Genomic DNA, 16,767 nt, shown 5'->3' with positions numbered 1-16,767 from the left:
CATACCAGAAACGGAGGAAGAATATGAACGGACAGACCCAAACAAAAATGCAGCTGCGTGTGAGGGAGAATCGGCGCAGCAAAAAAAGATACCTTGCACTCGCCTGTGCGCTGATGCTCTCAATTTCCATGTTAACCGGTTGTCAGGGTCAGCAGACAAACAACGCGGTCTCTTCTCAGGCACAGTCGGTTTCTGAGCAGGCCGGCGGCTTTGCCGGCGGCAGCGGCACTGCGGAGGACCCCTGGCAGGTGGCGACGGCAGAACAGCTGAATCAGGTGAGAGAACAGCTCTCCGGCCATTATGTGCTGACAGTGGATATCGATTTGTCCCCACTTGGCAGCTTTGATCCCATCGGCACCTTCGAGCCCAAGTCTGAAAAAGAAGAGGACGCGGAAACACCGAGCGACACGGCTGCGTTCAGCGGTACCTTTGACGGAGCAGGGCATAAAATCTCGAATGTGGCTATCAGCAGCAAGTACCAGAACGGCGTAGGCCTGTTCGGCTGCATCAGCGGGGAATCCGCCGAATTGAAGAATCTGACTGTAGAAAACATCGTTGTTCCGTCCTCTCAGATGTATGTGGGGGGGATCGTAGGCTACGCCAACGGCAAGGAACTCAGCGGCCTTACCCTGACCGGGGAAAGCAGCGTGACAGGTCATTTTCTGGTGGGCGGCGTTGTCGGCGCCAGCCATGCGGATATTAAAAACTGCAAAGCCAGCGCGACCGTTATTCTCAGCGGCGACAATACGCAGGGTGCGGGCCTGATCGTCGGTGGGGCCGAGGACTGCAATGTGGAAAGCTGCGAGGCTTCCGGCGTGGTTGAGGCCAAGGGAACCGGCTGCTACAGCATCGGCGGCCTGGCCGGATGCTTCCACAACAGCGAATATGCGAAAGACTGTACGGCGGATTCCGTGACGATCACCGTTGGGGAAAAATCCTCTCTGATCGGCGGTCTTGCAGGCCATGCCGGTACACAGAGTGGCGCCGCAACGCAGATTACAGGCTGCAAAGCGACCAATATCACCATTCAGGCGGCGGATACCGCCAACCGCATCGGCGGCATTGTGGGCGGCGGCTTTTATCTGAATGCTTACAGCAAATACTACCCCGAGCCCACAATGTATGATGTGGTCAATTGCACGGCGTCCGGCAAAATCGACGGCGGCAAATTCGTGGGGAGTATCGCCGGATATGTTCATAACAATTCCGTCGTAAAGGACTGCACCGCGCAGGTTGCGGTAAACGGCAATTCCGGTGCGGAGCAGATCGGCGCGGCCTACGATGCCTGGAAGGATATTAGTGTGCTCTGATCCGTAAGGCGGGAAGCACACATCGTCATTCTTTCCATGCCCTTTATTTTCTGTCAGTAATTTTCCTTTCTCAACAGATATTCAAAAAACCTCCTCCGCAGAGCAATGCTCTGCGGAGGAGGTTTTTTGAATGCAGCAATCCGGCGGGTCGATTGCTTCTCCAGAATATTTTTAATTTGATTTTAATCCGTTACCAGAGCATGCATAATGGAAAAGATGTATAATTTACATGCTGATTTTTTGTAAATGATAGATATTTTTATCATCCGGTGATATAATCAATGAAACAGAGCAATGGGGAGTGACAGAATGGATGAAGTCTGAAAATTCTTTGCTTGAAATCATAAGAGGGGGATACATTAAGCCTGTGTATCAGCCGATCGCCTCTCTGCGGGACGGCAGTATTCTGGGGTATGAGGCGCTCAGCAGAATTTCTCTTCCGGGCTGTGAAATCGAGATAGAAGAGCTGTTTGATCTTGCCACCTCTACACAGCGGCTGTGGGAACTGGAACGACTTTGCCGCACACAGGCCCTGAAAAATGCTGTGGCAAAGCCGGTCGGCACACGGTTGTTTCTCAATGTTGACCCAAATATTCTGTACGACCCCGAGTTTATTTCCGGCTTTACGAGCCAGATGCTCCGCGAGTTCGGAATGAATCCGGACGAGGTAATTTTCGAAATTACCGAGAAGAGCAGCGTCAGCGCCGTTCCGGTGTTTATTTCCTCCATTGAGCATTATCAAAAGCAGAATTTTCAGATTGCGATCGATGATTTCGGTTCCGGCTATTCTGGCCTGGTGCGGGTCTGTGCGTTTTCGCCGAACTACCTCAAAATCGATATGGGGATTGTGAGGAAAATTGATCGGGACAGCAGAAAAAAATCCGTAATGACCGGAATCGTAAAATTCTGCAAAGAGGCCGGCATTCAGGTGATTGCGGAGGGAATCGAAACACAGGAAGAGCTCACCACACTGATTCAGGTTGGTGTGGATTATGGACAGGGATTTTTTCTTGCCAGGCCGAACGAGAAATTTCAGCGCTTGCCCGGCGAAATCAAGCTGCTGATCAAAGAGGCCCGGAACAACTCGTTGAATCTGAGCGGCGGTGGGCCTGTTTTTGGACATGTTGGTGCGATTTGCCACAAAAAAAGAGCGCTGCCGGAGAATGCTCCTGCGCTCCCAGTGTATCAGGATATGTGCAGTGACCCCTCAATGACCGAGGTCTGCATTTTGAATCACGACGGAACTGTCTGCGGACTTTTGACGCGCCAGTATCTGCTGGGGTGCTTCAGCGGGCAGTTCGGGTACAGCCTGTATTATCGACGAACGGTAAAGGATCTGGTTCGGGATGATTTTTTATCGGTGGATTCCGGCACGGCCATTGACGATGTCGCTGTTCAGGCGATGGAGCGCGGGCAGAAAAATGTGTACGATGCCGTGGTGATCACCGAGGGGCGGCAGTATCTTGGCATTGTCACTGTGCGTGATCTGCTGAACGCGGCGATTAATATCCGGGTAAAGAATGCGGCAGACGCGAATCCGCTCACGGGCCTACCCGGCAATAACGCCATTCAGCGCGCGATTGAAGAGCTGATCGCCGACGACCGGGACTGCGCGATCATCTATCTTGATCTGGACAATTTTAAGGCGTACAACGACGCCTACGGCTTTTCCTGCGGGGACAACATGCTCCGGCTTTTGGCCCAGACGATGAACCTGTGCTGTTCTGCCGCAGATTTTAAAGGACATATCGGCGGAGATGATTTTATCATTCTCACGCGGGACACTGAGCATCTGTATGAGCTGTGCGGCAATATCATCGCAACCTTCTCGAAGCAGGTGCAGCCGCTCTATTCCAAAGAGGATTGGGAGCGTGGATACATCATTTCGAAGAACCGCAATGGCTTTGCAGAGAATTTTTCGATCGCCACACTTTCGATTGCGGCGGTTACGAATCGCACGGTCGATTTTTCTCAGACGGAGCTGTTGTCCAAAACAGTTGCTCTCGCGAAGAAGCAATGTAAGCAGCAGACGGGTCATTCCGTCGTCATTGTCTGACAGAAAAACCCGGCGAGCGGTCTGCCGGGCAAGAAAGGACAAGCTGCCGAAATCCGACAGTGGTCTATGCCGCCGATCGTTTCTTTCTCTTTGTTATTGGGGGAAGGTTCGCTTTGCGGCTTCGATCACGTGCTTGGCGAGAATGGTGGTGGTGACGGTTCCGACGCCGCCCGGAACGGGAGTGAGCGCTTCCACGACTGCGTTTGCCGCTTCAAAATCAACGTCGCCGTACAGGCGGCCATCCGGCCCTACTGTGACGCCGACATCCAGAATCACCTGCCCGGGAGAAAGGCAGTCTTGATTCAGCAGCGCACGCGCCCCTGCCGCTGCTATGATGAGTTCTGCCCGGCGGCATTCCGAGGGAAGGTCTACCGTGTCGATGTGGCACAGAGTGACGGTGGCTCCGCGCGCCAACAGCATCATTGCCACCGGCCGGCCGATTACAAGGCTGGCGCCCACCACAACGGCGCGCTTGCCCCGCAAAGAAACGCCGCAGTAATCCAGAATATCGATGCAGGCCTGCGCGGTGCAGGGCGGAAACCCCTGCTGTACACCGGTGAAAACGCCGTATAAGGAAAGACTGGTCACGCCGTCTACATCCTTTTCGCAGCAGAGTGCGTCGCGGATAACTCGGTCATCCAGATGTGCCGGGAACGGGCGCAGCAGCAGTACCCCGTGAACGGAGGGAGATTGGTTCAGCGCTTCAATGACCTCCAGTACCTCGCCGAGGGTACTGTTTTCCGGCAGGATCAGCGACTGAACGGCAATGCCGATCTTTTCACAGCGTTTGGTCGCCCCCGCCTGATAGGCTGCGGATTCGGGCCGATCCCCGACGCGCACAATGGCCAGAGTCGGCGTGCAGCCCCGTTCCTTTAACAGAGCGGTCTCCTGCTTGAGCGTTCCGTTCATGGATGTGACGATTTCTTTTCCTGCGATGATTCTGGCCATTCGGTAATCCTCCTATAACGAGAAAAAGATGTCCTGCCTTTACAAAGCGATAAAAGCCAAAGGCTTTATCGGTCTCGAGTTTCAAGGCTCTCCCAGCCGTTGGCAGCTTGCCGTCGGTAATGGCGTAAGGTTCTCATAACGCTACGATCTGCCGTGCTGGGAAACTTCCGGAGCAAGTAATGTCCCTTTAAAAAGTTAATCATTTCTTCTCCGTTTTCGATGGGGAAAAAATTGCCGTTTTCCCGCAAGTCACTTTGCAAGGGATAAACTCTATCAAGATTTCATTATAAGGGAATCGGAAAAAACAAACAAGATAAATTTGTTCCAAAATGGAATTAAAAGACGAATTTTGTTCTATTGTGGAATAAAGGAAAAGGTCGAACCGAAATCTTCTTTTCGGTTCGACCTTTTTGAGACGTTTTTCGATGTTTCGGGAAGAGCATCTTCGCTTGCCCGTCTATAAAAGAATGGCAAAATCGCTCCTGCTGCGGCAGCTTTGACATTTGCAGGCGGTTCAGGTTTGGCATGTCAGCGTATAGAGGTTTTCGCCCAGTTCAAACAATGCAGTGCGGCGGAAGCTGTGCGCCGTGAGCTGCTCTTCCAGACGCTCCGGACTCCAGCGGCGCTCCGGCGGCGGACCGAACTGCGTCGGCTTTGGAAAAAATTCGATGACGGCGAGGATGCCGTCTGGCCGCAGAATGCGTCGGATTTCCTCCAGCATTTCACCGGGCTTCTCCAGCTCGTGGAAAACGGTACAGAGCAGTGCCGCATCACAGGAGGAGTCCGGCACGTTTTTTACGTTGTTTTCCAAGATCACGTTTTCGGCTTTTCGTTCGTTTCTTCTGCTGTGCAGGAGCCCCAGCAGCTCGGGGGAAATTTCAACCGCATACACCTTGTTTTCGGTCAGCTCCGCTGCCGCAAAGGTGAAAATTCCCGTTCCCGCACCGATGTCACAAAAGGTGTTCCCGGGTATCAGGCCGATTCTTTTCAGCGTTTCCGGCGGGTTCAGTTCCTGAATCCGCTCCGCGCGTTCCAGCTTGTGGATCATCCGATTGTGTTCACTCCTTTTTTTCTTATAGTGTTACTGCTGCTCGCTGCCGCTCACGGTTTCATACGGCCAATCGATGATTCCGCCGAAATCGTAAATCTGGGTATAGCCCATGTTTACCAGCTGCCTGGCGGCCCCGGCACTGCGCCGTCCGCTGCGGCAGTAAACGAAAATAGGGATATCTTTATCCGGCAGCTTTTTCCCGGCCTCGGCAGAAATCTGGCTGTCGACGATCAAGGTCGCGCCGGGAATGTGCTGTTCCGAAAATTCTTCCTGTGTGCGAACATCCAGCAGGATAAAATCCTTGGTATCCTGCATCTTCTTTTTGGCCTCCCCGGCAGTGATCTTATGATACGCCGATTCCCCGTTCTTCTGCGCGCGGCTTCGCTCCCCCAGAAAGAAAATCGCAAGAAGCATTGCACCGATGAGCAGGACAGCATAGATGACGACCCTCATTTTTCTTCTCCTTTGCAGTAATAGGCTTTCAGTACATCGATGACCTTTTCCACCCGTTCGTCTTCAATGCGGTAGGTAATACTCTGACCGCTCTTTGTAAAATCCAGAATTCCGTGCGCTCTCAGCAGGGCCAGATGCTGCGACAGCGCGGACTGTGTGATGTTGGGAATGCTCTCTGCAAGACGGCCGACCGTCTTGGGGCCTTGGATCAGCTGACATAGAATCAGCAGGCGGTTTTCATTGGCGAGCACCTTCAGCAGCTCCGCCAGTTTCTTCGCTTTTTCTTCCACTCAAAACGTCCTTTCTATGCCTGATTTGGCAGATTCCCTGCGTCATTGTGCCCATTGGGCAGTAGACACACCAGGAACGCGGTTTAAATAAAAGCATGGTGAGAAGTCCCAGTACGGTAGAGGTGAGCATCACACCGTAAAAGCCGAACGCGAACTGTGCCACGGCAGGGGGAACATACGAGGTATTCACCCAGTTCCACGGCAGACGGAACACCCACAGCAGTGTGACCGCCTGCTGCAGCGAGGCGCCCGAGAAAACCAGCCATGTGGAGTACAGCATCAGCCCGAACATTGTCATGAAAAAAGTCAGGAAACCATATCGGAACCACTTGGAGCGCAAAAATTTTGGAGGAGCTTTTTTGCGGGAAAGACCGAACCGCCAACCCAGCAGCTCAAACAGCTGTCCGCGCCCGCAATACTTGTTGCAGTACGCCTTGCTGCCCTGAACCAGCGAGATCGCCAGCGGGAGAAAGAAACACAGCAGACCCAGCCACGCGAACAGAATATTGAAAATACCCAGAGTCAAATAGAGTGCGGAGAAAATCCACAGGTATTCATACCACGGCTTTTGTTTCTTCACAGGTCTCCTCCTTTTCGGTTATGACGATCACTTCGGCAGGACAGACCAGCGCACATTTTCCGCACCCTACGCACCGCAGCGAATTTACCTGCGCGCGGATCCCGTGCCAAACAGAGATTGCCCCCAGCGGGCAGGCCTTTACACAGCAGCCACAGGCCACGCAGCCTGAAAGAACACGCGCCATTTTTCTGGTTTTTCCCATACGCACCACCAATCAGTATATTAGTAATTACTAATATACTGATTCTATGCTGTTTTGTCAAGTAAGTTTTCATTATCGATCCGTTGCAAGGTAGAGCGTGGCTTGTTCCCTTGCCTTTGGTGAGAGAAAAAATTGTCATTTTAGAATCAGCTTTCTTTCATTCTGTTTTAATCATATATTGACATATGTCAAAAATAGAGTATGATATAATTGACATATGCCGATAATCTACTCGAGAGGAGACGATGCCATGCCAAGGCCCCGAAAATGCAGGCGGGTATGTACCATGCCGCAGCAGAGAAGCTTTGGGCCGCTGGATGGGACTGAGAACGACATTCCGCCCATTCTGCTGTCGATCGATGAGTTCGAGTGCATCCGGCTGATCGATCTGGCGGGAATGACGCAGGAGGAATGCGCCCGGCAGATGGGAGTAGCCCGAACGACGGCGCAGGCCATCTACGCCGGTGCGCGCGAAAAGCTGGCCGATTGTATCGTGAACGGAAAAAGGCTGCACATTGAGGGCGGCGACTATATTCTGTATGGCAGTGCATCGGCCTGTGGGTGCGGATGCTGCCACCAGAGGCGGCCGTGCGAAAAGAAAAATACAGGAGGGAAAGAACATGATTCTGGCAATGCCGTATGAAAGCGGAGAGGTATTTCAGCATTTTGGCAAGAGCAAGGAGTTTCAGCTGTATGAGATTGAGGACGGAAAAATCCTCGGGAGCCGTGTGATGTCTGCCGGAGAGAACGGGCACAGCGCGCTGGCCGATATGCTCGGCAAGCTGGGAGTGACCGTGCTGGTGTGCGGCGGAATCGGCGACGGGGCAAAGCAGGCGCTTGCACAATGGGGGATTCGGGTGCTGGCTGGAGTACAGGGTCCTGTGGAACAGGTGATGGAGGAGTATCTCGCCGGGCGGCTTTCCGCTTCTGCCGGTGCAACCTGCGACCATCATCATGAGGAAGGGCACTCTTGCCACGGCGGGGATTCCTGCTGTCACTGAGCAGCCCATACGCGGTGCAATATCATTTTTTGATTTTTTTATGATTCTCTATTTACAAATAAAAAAGCATGTGCTAATATAAGGATATATTAGTGCAAAGAAGTTTTAAAATAGTCAGCCGCAATTCAGCTGGCCGGTAAATCAGGATATTCGTTCGAAGGCGAACAAGAGCTATTTGCTTTTGTTCGCCTTTTTTTACAAATTTATCCATTTAAAATCTTTAGATTTGACGGCTCAGATTGATATTTTTATAAACTAGATACAAAACAAATCAACGTTTTTTAAAAAATATATTGACATTCTATCATTTAATCACTAATATAAACTTATATTAGTGATTGGCGCGGAACAACAAAAGAGGAGGTAAAAAATGCTTCGAGTCATTGGGGTCGGCGATAACGTGTGCGACAAGTACCGGCATCTCGGTCTGATGTTCCCAGGCGGGCAGGCACTGAATGTGACTGTTTACTGCCGGATGAAAGGCTGCGACGCGGCTTATCTGGGAGTGTTCGGAACGGATGCGGTCGCGGAGCATGTGATGAGAACGCTGACGCGCCTGCAGGTGAATTTTTCGCATTCCCGGCAGGTGGAGGGGGAGAACGGCTATGCAGTGATCGATCTGGTGGACGGCGACCGGGTATTTGTAACCAGCAACCGCGGCGGAGTGCTGAGAGAGCATCCAATTCAGCTGAATGAGGGGGATCTTGAGTACCTGGCCGGTTTTGATCTGATCCACACCAGCAACAACAGCTACATAGATTCCCAGCTGCCGGTGATAGCATCGCTGGGGAGGTTCATTTCTTATGATTTTTCCGGCACGTGGAGGGACCGGGAACGCACGCAGGGCATCTGCCGATGGGTAGACTGCGGTTTTCTGTCCTGCTCCGGTCTTACACGGGAGGAGGTTCAGGAGCAGCTTTCCGAAATCGTGCGCCTTGGCTGCGGGATCGCAGTAGCAACGATGGGCAGTGATGGCGCCATGGTGTGGGATGGCGAAAGCTTTTACCAGGCCAGAGCCAAACCCGTAGAGGTAATCGATACGCTCGGCGCGGGGGATTCGTTCGCGGCAGGATTTTTGATGGCCTACCTGACGGAAATCGTTCAGAAAAAGCTTCTAAAAGGCAGCGGCGCGTACCGGGAGAAGATGGAGCAGGTGCTTGCGGCGGCCTCAGAGCTTTCGGCAAAAACCTGCGGGCGCCCGGGCGCTTTTGGATTTGAGACCCAACTGGCATAAAAGTATAGATTTTTTCGAGAGGTGACAAAGATGGGATACATGATAGGCGTCGACGTTGGAGGAACCTTTACGGACTTTTCCGTATTTGATTCCGAAACGAAAAGACTGTTTCACTACAAGCACAGCTCTACCCCGGACGATCCGTCCCGCTCCATTGTCAGCGGAATCCACTACATACTGGAAAGCGAGGGGATCGACCCGGTCGCGGTGGAATACCTGGCGCACGGAACAACTGTAGCGACCAACGCGCTGATCGAAAAGCGCGGCGCGCGCATGGGCCTGATTACCACCAAGGGCTTTAAGGATTTGATGGAGATCGGCAATCAGAAGCGGCCTTCCCTGTACGACTTGCTCAAGGAAAAACCCGAAAGCCTGATTCCCTCCGGACTGAAATGCGAGGTGGAGGAACGCCTGCTGCATGACGGTTCCGTGAAAATCCCCCTCAATGAGGAGGATGTGCGAAAGGCTGTCCGGTTCTTTCAGGAGCAGAATGTGACCACCATCGCCGTCTGCACGCTGTTTTCCTTTATCAACCCGGCGCACGAGCGGCGGATCAAGGAAATCATTCTGGAGGAGTACCCCGAAGCATATGTTTCCATCTCCAGCGAGCTGGTCAGCGAGTTCCGCGAGTATTCGCGCATGAGCACCACGGTGCTCAACGCTTACCTTGGCCCGGTCATGAAGAAGTACGTTGAGAACTTCCAGAACAGCGTGCGGGAATCCGGGATCGCCGTGGCTCCTTATGTCACCCAGTCCAACGGCTCCATTATCTCCATCGCCGAAACGGTGGAATGCCCCATCAAAACCGCGGTGTCCGGCCCGAGCGCCGGTGTGGTGGGTGCAACCTACATCGGCCGCCAGTGCGGCATCGATAAAATCATTACGTTCGACATGGGCGGAACCAGCGCGGACATCAGCCTGATCAAAGACGGCAAGGCGCAGGTTTCGTATGAAAGAATGGTGGAGGGATACCCCGCCCGCATCCCCATGATCGATATTATTACAGTCGGCGCGGGCGGCGGCTCGATTGCCGCCATCGATGAGGGCGGCGCGCTCAAGGTGGGCCCGCGCAGCGCGGGAGCGGTACCTGGCCCGGCATGCTACATGCGCGGCGGCGAAAACCCCACCGTTACCGATGCGAACATTCTGCTCGGCAAGCTGAACCGCCACAAGATTTTGGGCGGCCGCATGGATGTGGATTGGAACCTCGCTTACGACGCAATTCAAAAGAAGATTTCAGGGAAATCCTCTCTGAGCGTAGAGGACGCCGCGGCGGGCATTATTTCGGTCGTCAACTCCAACATGGTGCGCGCGATCCGCGTCGTTTCTGTTGAGCGCGGCTACGATGCCCGTGAATTTACGCTGATGGCTTTCGGCGGCGCGGGCCCCCTGCACGCCTGCGAGGTGGCCAGAGAGCTTGGCATCACTCAGGTTCTGCTTCCCCCCGCGCCGGGCACGCTCTGCTCGCTGGGGCTTTTGATGGCCGATACCCGGTTCGATCTGAGCCAGTCGTACATTATGATCGCCGAACCGCAGAATTTGTCGGAAATGAACCGTATTTTCTCGCAGCTTACCGAAGAGGGCGACAAAATGCTCGAAAACGAAGGCATCGCCAAAGAAGATCGCGCGTTTGTTTATTCGCTTGACTGCCGGTATGAACGCCAGAACTACGAAATCACGGTAGAGCTCCCCACAGGAGAAATCACCGAAGAGGTGCTTTCGGGCCTGGTGGAGCAGTTCCACCAGGAGCATGAGCGTTCCTACGGCTATTACGATAAGAAAAAGAACATCCAGATGGTCAACTACCGCGTCGGCGCGGTCGGCACCATCGATAAGCCCGACCTGAGCGAGCACCCCGTGGAGGAAAATCCGCAGGTTCCAGCCCCGGTCGAGGTTCGCAAGGTTCGGTTCGAGGGCTCATCGGAGTATCTCGACACCAACATTTATCAGCGCACGCAGCTGCCCTGCGGCTGCACCGTCAGTGGCCCGGCGATTATTGAGCAGATGGATTCCACCTCCATTATCCCGCCCGGATGGCAGGCGTATAACGACCCGTTCCTGAATCTGATCGTCACTTATCATGGAGGTGAAACGGCATGAGCAAGCGTGTTGATGCAGTAACCGTAGAAATCATCGGCAATCTGCTGTTATCCATTGCAGAGGAAACCGGCATCGCGATCATCCGCAGCGCATATTCCACCAACATCAAGGAGCGCCGCGATATTTCCACCGCGGTGTTTGATCCGGACGGAAACATGGTGGCGCAGGCCGAGCATGTCGCCATGCACCTCGGTTCTCTTTTGGGAATTGTACAGGAGGTTTACAAGCATTTCGACCGCTCCGATATTCAGGAGGGCGACATGTTCATCGGCAATGACCCGTACAACGGCGGCGGTACCCATCTGCCGGACATTACCGTTGTCGCGCCGGTGTTCCACAGCGGCAGGCTGATCGGCTGGGTGGCCAACCTGGCGCACCACAGCGACGTGGGCGGCAAGGTGCCGGGTTCTACCTCTGGCGATGCGGTCAGCATCTTTCAGGAGGGAACGAAGATTCCGCTCGTGCGCATCTGCAGCGGCGGTGAAGTCTGCAAGGACATCGTCAGCATCATCATGGCGAACAGCCGCATCCCGAACGAGCGATACGGCGATTTGCAGGCACAGATCGCGGCGAATCGCGTGGGCCTGCGCCGCATGCTCGACGCTTACGACCGCTACGGCGATGTTCTGGTAGACAGTATGTATCAGCTGCAGGATTACGCCGAGCGCAAGCTTAAGGCGGGGATTGAGAAGCTGCCGGACGGCGTGTACCAATTTACCGATTATATGGACGACGCGGGTACTGCTTGCCCCGATCCGCTGAAGATCTGTGTTACGATCACTATCGCGGGCGATAGCATGACGCTCAACTTCAACGGCACCGCAAAGCAGGTTCCCGGCCCGATCAACGTCACCTACAACGGCCTGCTGGCCACGGTGTTCTATTCGCTGAAGGCGCTGATTGATCCCACTGTTCCGTCGAACGCAGGCATTTACCGCGCGTTTTCTGTGGAGTGCGAAAGCGGACTGCTGGTCAACGCGGAAAACCCCGCGCCCGTGGGCGAGCGAATCGATACCTGCCAGCGCGTGGCCGATGTGATCTTCGGCGCTCTGGCCCCCGCTGTTCCCGACCGCGCGATCGCCTGCTGCAACAGCTCGGTGACTTCGGCGATTTTCTCCGGCGCGGACCAAAAGGACAAAGACCGCTTCTTCGTATATCTGGAGGTAGTCGCGGGCGGCTCCGGCGCCAGCCGCGACGCGGACGGCCTTTCCGGTGTGCAGGTGCATATGACCAACACCTCAAACCTGCCGGTGGAGGCGCTCGAAATGGAGTTCCCGCTGGTTACCGTGAACAAATACGAGCTGCGGCGCGACAGCGGCGGCGCGGGGCGCAACCGCGGCGGACTCGGCATTGTCCGTGAATTTGAAATGATGTACGACGGCATCTCTTACACCGGTCTCGGCGACCGGCAGAAGATTCCGCCGTGGGGGCTGGAGGGCGGCCTTGCCGGCGAGGGCGGCGTTTACTATCTTGTCAAACCGGATGGAACCAGCACCCGCCTGCCCTCCAAATGCACCGACATCCCGCTCGAGCAGGGCGATGTGATCAGCGTGCAGACGCCCGGCTCGGGCGGGTACGGCAATCCGCTGGAGCGCGACCCCATCCGCGTTTTGACCGATGTGATCGAGGGGAAGGTTTCCCCCGAAAAGGCAAAGGAGCTATACAGTGTATGCGTTGTGAAAAATGGCAGCGGCTGGGCTGTAGACGAGGAGAAAACCAAAAGACTCAGAGAAAAGCGGTGATGTTTGGATGGCCGAACCCCTGTTGGATGTTCAGAACCTGGAAATGGTGTTTGAAAATAAATATCAGGCCTTTACCGCCGTGGATCACCTGAGCTTTTCGGTAGAAAAAGGCCAGACCTTGGGCATCGTGGGTGAAAGCGGCAGTGGAAAAACCATGGCGTCCCTTTCCGTGATGAAGCTGCTTCCCAATCAGGGCAGGGTATCCGGCGGAAAGATCCTGTTTGAGGGCAAAGACCTGGTGCCGCTGAAAGAAAAAGAGATGCAGAAGCTGCGCGGCAGGGAACTCGCGATGATCTTTCAGGACCCCATGATGTCGCTTGATCAGGTGTATACCGTGGGCAGCCAGATCGTAGAGGCGATTCTCACGCACGAGCCGGTGGGGAAGAAGCAGGCGGAAGAGCGTGCTCTTGAACTGCTCACCGCTGTGGGGATCGCGCAGCCAGAAAGGGTGTTTCGCAGCTACCCGTTCGAGCTTTCGGGCGGCATGTGCCAGAGGGTGATGATTGCCATTGCCCTCTCGTGCAACCCAAAGCTCTTATTTGCCGACGAGCCCACCACTGCGCTCGATGTGACCGTGCAGGCGCAGATTCTGGATCTGCTGCGCAAGGTGCGCGATGAATACCAGATGGGCATTGTTTTGATCACCCATGATCTCGGCGTGGTGTCGGATATTGCTGACCGTGTCATCGTGATGTATGCGGGCAAATCCATGGAGGATGCGCCTACCGATGTGATCATGAATCACCCGGCCCACCCGTATACCATGGGACTGATTCAGTCGGCCCCGAAGCTTGAAGAGCAGGTGGAACGCCTGCACAGTATTGAAGGCGCAGTCCCCGATATTCGGAACATGCCGAAAGGCTGTCGCTTCTGTACCCGGTGTCCGCAGGCAAACGACCTGTGCCGCGAAACCGAGCCGCAGGTCAGAGAGATTGCACCGGGCCACTTTGTACGGTGTCATTATGCGGGCAACTAGGAAAGGGGGATGCAGCTTGAATGAAGTATTATTGGATGTAAAAAACGTTTCAAAAACCTTTCCTGTCAAAGCCGGGCTGTTTTCTTCGGCGAAGGGTGTGGTACACGCCGTAGACAATGTCAGCTTTCAGATTCACCGCGGCGAGAGCTTTGGTCTTGTAGGGGAATCCGGGTGCGGAAAAAGCACTCTCTCCCGCACCTTGCTGCAGCTGGTTCCGGCGGATTCGGGCGAGATCTGTTTTAACGGCAACAACCTGGCGGCGCTCTCTAAAAAAGAGATGCGCGCCCAGCGCGAAAGCATGCGCATGGTGTTTCAGAAGCCGTTTGATTCGCTGAACCCCCGCCAGACGGTGCGGCAGATCATTTCGGCCCCGATGCAGGTTCACCGCAAGATGAACCGGCAGGAAATGGACGCCGAAGTGATGAAGCTGATGGACCTCGTCGGCCTCTCCCGCGGCTATGTAGACCGCTACCCCCACGAGTTTTCGGGCGGGCAGCGGCAGCGCATCGGCATTGCCCGGGCGCTCGCGCTTCAGCCGCAGCTGATTGTCTGCGACGAGCCGGTCTCTGCGCTGGATGTTTCGATTCAGGCGCAGATTCTGAATCTGCTCAAAGACCTGCAAAAGGAATTCGGGCTGACGTACCTGTTCATTTCTCATAATCTGGCGGTTGTCAAGCATATGTCGGACCGCATCGCCGTGATGTACCTCGGTTCTCTGGTAGAGGTGGCGAACGGACCGGAGCTGTACCGGGCTGCGCGGCACCCGTACACGCAGGCGCTGCTCTCCGCGATTCCAGACCCCGGCAGCGGACAGAAACGCCAGCGGATCATCCTTACCGGGGATATTCCCAGCCCGGTCAACCCGCCCGCGGGCTGCCGGTTCTGCACCAGGTGTCCCAATGTGATGGAACGCTGCAAAACCGAGCGCCCGGCGCTTCGAACCCTTGCGGATGGCGGGCAGGTCGCGTGTTTTCTGTATGAACAGGAGGGAGGAACGGCATGACGAAATTTATTGTGCGCCGAAGCGCGATTGCAGTGCTGCTCCTCTTCGTGGTTTCGAGTATCGTGTTTTTAACCGTTCATATGATGCCCGGCGACCCGGTGCTGCTGATGCTGGGCACCGATTCGAACCCCGACCCGCAGGCGGTGGAAGCGCTGCGCAGGGAGCTGGGGCTTGATCAGCCGATTCTGACGCAGTATGTGAACTGGATGCTCAATGCCCTGCAGGGAAATTTGGGAACGTCGTACAGCGAGCACGTTCCGGTGATGCAGTCCATTGGGTCGCGGCTGCCCCGCACACTGGAGCTTGCAGGCGTTTCGCTGCTGCTTGCGTGCATCATCGGTCTCCCTCTGGGCGTGCTTTCCGCTCTGCGGCGCGGCAAATTTTCCGATCTGGTGATGACGACCGGCGCCTCGCTCGGAACCTCCATTCCGGTTTACGTGCTTGGCTATCTTCTCATCATCCTGTTCTCCCTGAATGTGTTCGGGTGGAATATTCCCACATTGCCGTCGAGCGGCTATGTGAATTTCTCCAAGAGCCCCTCGGCGCATTTTCAGCGATTGATCTTGCCTGCGGTGGCGCTGGCCCTTGGGCTGGCCGCCTCGATCATGCGCATGACCCGTTCCTCCATGCTCGACGCGCTCTCCGCCGAATCGGTGCGGGCGCTGCGCGCCAAGGGCCTGCCGGAGCACAACGTCATCATCCGCCATGTGATCCGCAACGCCTTTATCCCGGTGGTAACGGTGATCGGATTACAAATGGGCAACCTGATCGGCGGCACGGTGCTGTGCGAAACGGTGTTTAACTGGCCGGGACTCGCGACGCTTCTGGTCAAGGCCATCAACCAGAGGGATTATCCGCTGATTCAGGGCTGTATTCTGGTGATGTCTTCCGTCTTTATTTTGACCAATATGGTTGTCGACATCATCTACGGTGTGCTCGACCCCAGAGCGCGGTAGGGGGGAACAATATGGATTTTTTAAAACGAAGCATGAAAAACAAGAAATTTGTGTTCAGCATCGTCGTTCTGGTGCCGCTGGTATTTGTGATCCTGTTCGGCCCCCAGCTTGCGCCGAATGATCCGCTGACAATGAATACATCGTCTGCGCTGGCTCCTTCCTCGTCCCAGTATCCGCTGGGGACCGACGAGTACGGCCGCTGCATTCTTTCCCGTTTGCTGGTGGGGGTGCGGCCCTCCATGACGGTGGCGCTGTTCGGTACGTTGGGCGCGTTTGCCGCGGGGCTGCTGCTCGGCATCTTTGCCGGGTACCTCGGCGGCAAAATCGGCGGCGCGATCATGAGAGCGGTTGATGTGATCCTCTGCTTCCCGCCGATTCTGCTTGCGATGATGGTCGTGGGGCTGTGGGGAGCAGGGGTGCGCAATCTGACCGTGGTGGTGGCGATTCTGTATACGCCCCACTTTACCCGAATTGCCTACTCCTCCACCATCAAGGTGCGGAAGATGGAGTTTGTGGAAAATGAAATTTCCATCGGTGCGACTTTGAACCGTGTGTTGTTCGGTACAATTTTTCCCAACATTTTTTCTCCGCTGGTCATTCAGATCAGCCTGACCGTCTCGAGCGCGATTCTGCTGGAATCCGGCCTGAGCTTTCTCGGCCTTGGCGTACAGCCGCCCGACCCCTCCTGGGGGCAGATGATCGGCGACGCGAGGAATTTCCTTTCAGTAGATGTGATGTATACGGTGTGGCCGTCGCTGTTTTTAAGCCTGACGATTCTGGCCACAAACCTGATGGGCGATGCGCTGCGAGATATTCTCGATCCCAAGCTGAGGGACAGCTTTTAATTATGAATCAGAGGATAAAA

General features: G+C 55.0%; 17 protein-coding genes. 11 read left to right on the top strand and 6 right to left on the bottom strand.

What is annotated here, in order from left to right; genetic code table 11:
- The first annotated feature begins 23 nt into the window (after positions 1-23).
- Together TY09_RS02155 and TY09_RS02150 are read left to right on the top strand one after the other, a co-directional pair.
- Positions 24-1,310, top strand: coding sequence for a GLUG motif-containing protein (locus TY09_RS02155; RefSeq protein ID WP_042430700.1), 1,287 nt, complete (start codon positions 24-26; stop codon positions 1,308-1,310).
- Positions 1,311-1,623: 313 nt separating this feature from the next.
- Positions 1,624-3,366, top strand: coding sequence for a GGDEF domain-containing protein (locus TY09_RS02150; RefSeq protein ID WP_042430697.1), 1,743 nt, complete (start codon positions 1,624-1,626; stop codon positions 3,364-3,366).
- A 93-nt stretch (positions 3,367-3,459) separates the two neighbouring features.
- On the opposite strand, the gene TY09_RS02145 is transcribed toward TY09_RS02150, so the two are convergent.
- The 6 genes from TY09_RS02145 to TY09_RS02120 all read right to left on the bottom strand — a co-directional run bounded on the left by TY09_RS02145 (position 3,460) and on the right by TY09_RS02120 (position 6,890).
- Complete coding sequence (locus tag TY09_RS02145; RefSeq protein WP_042430694.1) at positions 3,460-4,314, bottom strand: bifunctional 5,10-methylenetetrahydrofolate dehydrogenase/5,10-methenyltetrahydrofolate cyclohydrolase; 855 nt, start codon at positions 4,312-4,314, stop codon at positions 3,460-3,462.
- A 514-nt stretch (positions 4,315-4,828) separates the two neighbouring features.
- On the bottom strand, positions 4,829-5,362 hold the full coding sequence (locus TY09_RS02140) for a class I SAM-dependent methyltransferase (protein WP_042430690.1): 534 nt from the start codon (positions 5,360-5,362) through the stop codon (positions 4,829-4,831).
- A 33-nt stretch (positions 5,363-5,395) separates the two neighbouring features.
- Positions 5,396-5,818, bottom strand: a complete 423-nt coding sequence (locus tag TY09_RS02135) for a rhodanese-like domain-containing protein (RefSeq protein WP_042430687.1) — start codon at positions 5,816-5,818, stop codon at positions 5,396-5,398.
- The gene (locus TY09_RS02130) at positions 5,815-6,108 is read right to left on the bottom strand and encodes an ArsR/SmtB family transcription factor (RefSeq protein ID WP_042430685.1); all 294 of its coding nucleotides are present in this window, start codon (positions 6,106-6,108) and stop codon (positions 5,815-5,817) included. The genes TY09_RS02135 and TY09_RS02130 overlap by 4 nt, the downstream gene beginning before the upstream one ends.
- Positions 6,056-6,688 carry a 4Fe-4S binding protein gene (locus tag TY09_RS02125; protein WP_042430683.1) on the bottom strand — a complete coding sequence of 211 codons (633 nt, stop codon included), beginning with the start codon at positions 6,686-6,688 and terminating at the stop codon, positions 6,056-6,058. The genes TY09_RS02130 and TY09_RS02125 overlap by 53 nt, the downstream gene beginning before the upstream one ends.
- The gene (locus TY09_RS02120) at positions 6,663-6,890 is read right to left on the bottom strand and encodes a 4Fe-4S dicluster domain-containing protein (protein WP_042430680.1); all 228 of its coding nucleotides are present in this window, start codon (positions 6,888-6,890) and stop codon (positions 6,663-6,665) included. The genes TY09_RS02125 and TY09_RS02120 overlap by 26 nt, the downstream gene beginning before the upstream one ends.
- A gap of 250 nt (positions 6,891-7,140) precedes the next feature.
- Here TY09_RS02120 and TY09_RS02115 point away from each other — a divergent pair, with 250 nt between their 5' ends.
- The 9 genes from TY09_RS02115 (at position 7,141) to TY09_RS02075 (ending at position 16,747) form a co-directional block, all read left to right on the top strand.
- A complete protein-coding gene (locus TY09_RS02115) occupies positions 7,141-7,533 on the top strand; it encodes a DUF134 domain-containing protein (protein ID WP_035317176.1) in 393 nt (130 codons plus the stop codon).
- Positions 7,511-7,891 carry a NifB/NifX family molybdenum-iron cluster-binding protein gene (locus TY09_RS02110; protein ID WP_009065660.1) on the top strand — a complete coding sequence of 127 codons (381 nt, stop codon included), beginning with the start codon at positions 7,511-7,513 and terminating at the stop codon, positions 7,889-7,891. Before TY09_RS02115 ends, TY09_RS02110 begins: the two co-directional genes overlap by 23 nt.
- Before the next feature lie 370 nt (positions 7,892-8,261).
- Positions 8,262-9,125 (top strand): fructoselysine 6-kinase, encoded by an 864-nt coding sequence (locus tag TY09_RS02105; RefSeq protein WP_042430677.1) that lies wholly within the window; start codon positions 8,262-8,264, stop codon positions 9,123-9,125.
- A 30-nt stretch (positions 9,126-9,155) separates the two neighbouring features.
- Complete coding sequence (locus TY09_RS02100; RefSeq protein WP_042430674.1) at positions 9,156-11,225, top strand: hydantoinase/oxoprolinase family protein; 2,070 nt, start codon at positions 9,156-9,158, stop codon at positions 11,223-11,225.
- Positions 11,222-12,967, top strand: a complete 1,746-nt coding sequence (locus TY09_RS02095; RefSeq protein WP_042430671.1) for a hydantoinase B/oxoprolinase family protein — start codon at positions 11,222-11,224, stop codon at positions 12,965-12,967. The genes TY09_RS02100 and TY09_RS02095 overlap by 4 nt, the downstream gene beginning before the upstream one ends.
- A 7-nt stretch (positions 12,968-12,974) precedes the next feature.
- Positions 12,975-13,943, top strand: coding sequence for an ABC transporter ATP-binding protein (locus TY09_RS02090; protein WP_009065648.1), 969 nt, complete (start codon positions 12,975-12,977; stop codon positions 13,941-13,943).
- A gap of 16 nt (positions 13,944-13,959) precedes the next feature.
- The gene (locus TY09_RS02085; RefSeq protein ID WP_042430668.1) at positions 13,960-14,946 is read left to right on the top strand and encodes an ABC transporter ATP-binding protein; all 987 of its coding nucleotides are present in this window, start codon (positions 13,960-13,962) and stop codon (positions 14,944-14,946) included.
- Positions 14,943-15,902, top strand: coding sequence for an ABC transporter permease (locus TY09_RS02080; protein ID WP_009065693.1), 960 nt, complete (start codon positions 14,943-14,945; stop codon positions 15,900-15,902). The genes TY09_RS02085 and TY09_RS02080 overlap by 4 nt, the downstream gene beginning before the upstream one ends.
- Positions 15,903-15,913: 11 nt before the next feature.
- A complete protein-coding gene (locus TY09_RS02075) occupies positions 15,914-16,747 on the top strand; it encodes an ABC transporter permease (protein ID WP_009065634.1) in 834 nt (277 codons plus the stop codon).
- Positions 16,748-16,767 lie beyond the last annotated feature (20 nt).

The sequence above is a fragment of the Faecalispora jeddahensis genome, from assembly GCF_000577335.1.
Lineage (GTDB): Bacteria > Bacillota > Clostridia > Oscillospirales > Acutalibacteraceae > Faecalispora > Faecalispora jeddahensis.
The sequence above is the reverse complement of the archived record's forward strand: the minus strand, read 5'-3'. Positions and strand labels throughout refer to the sequence as shown.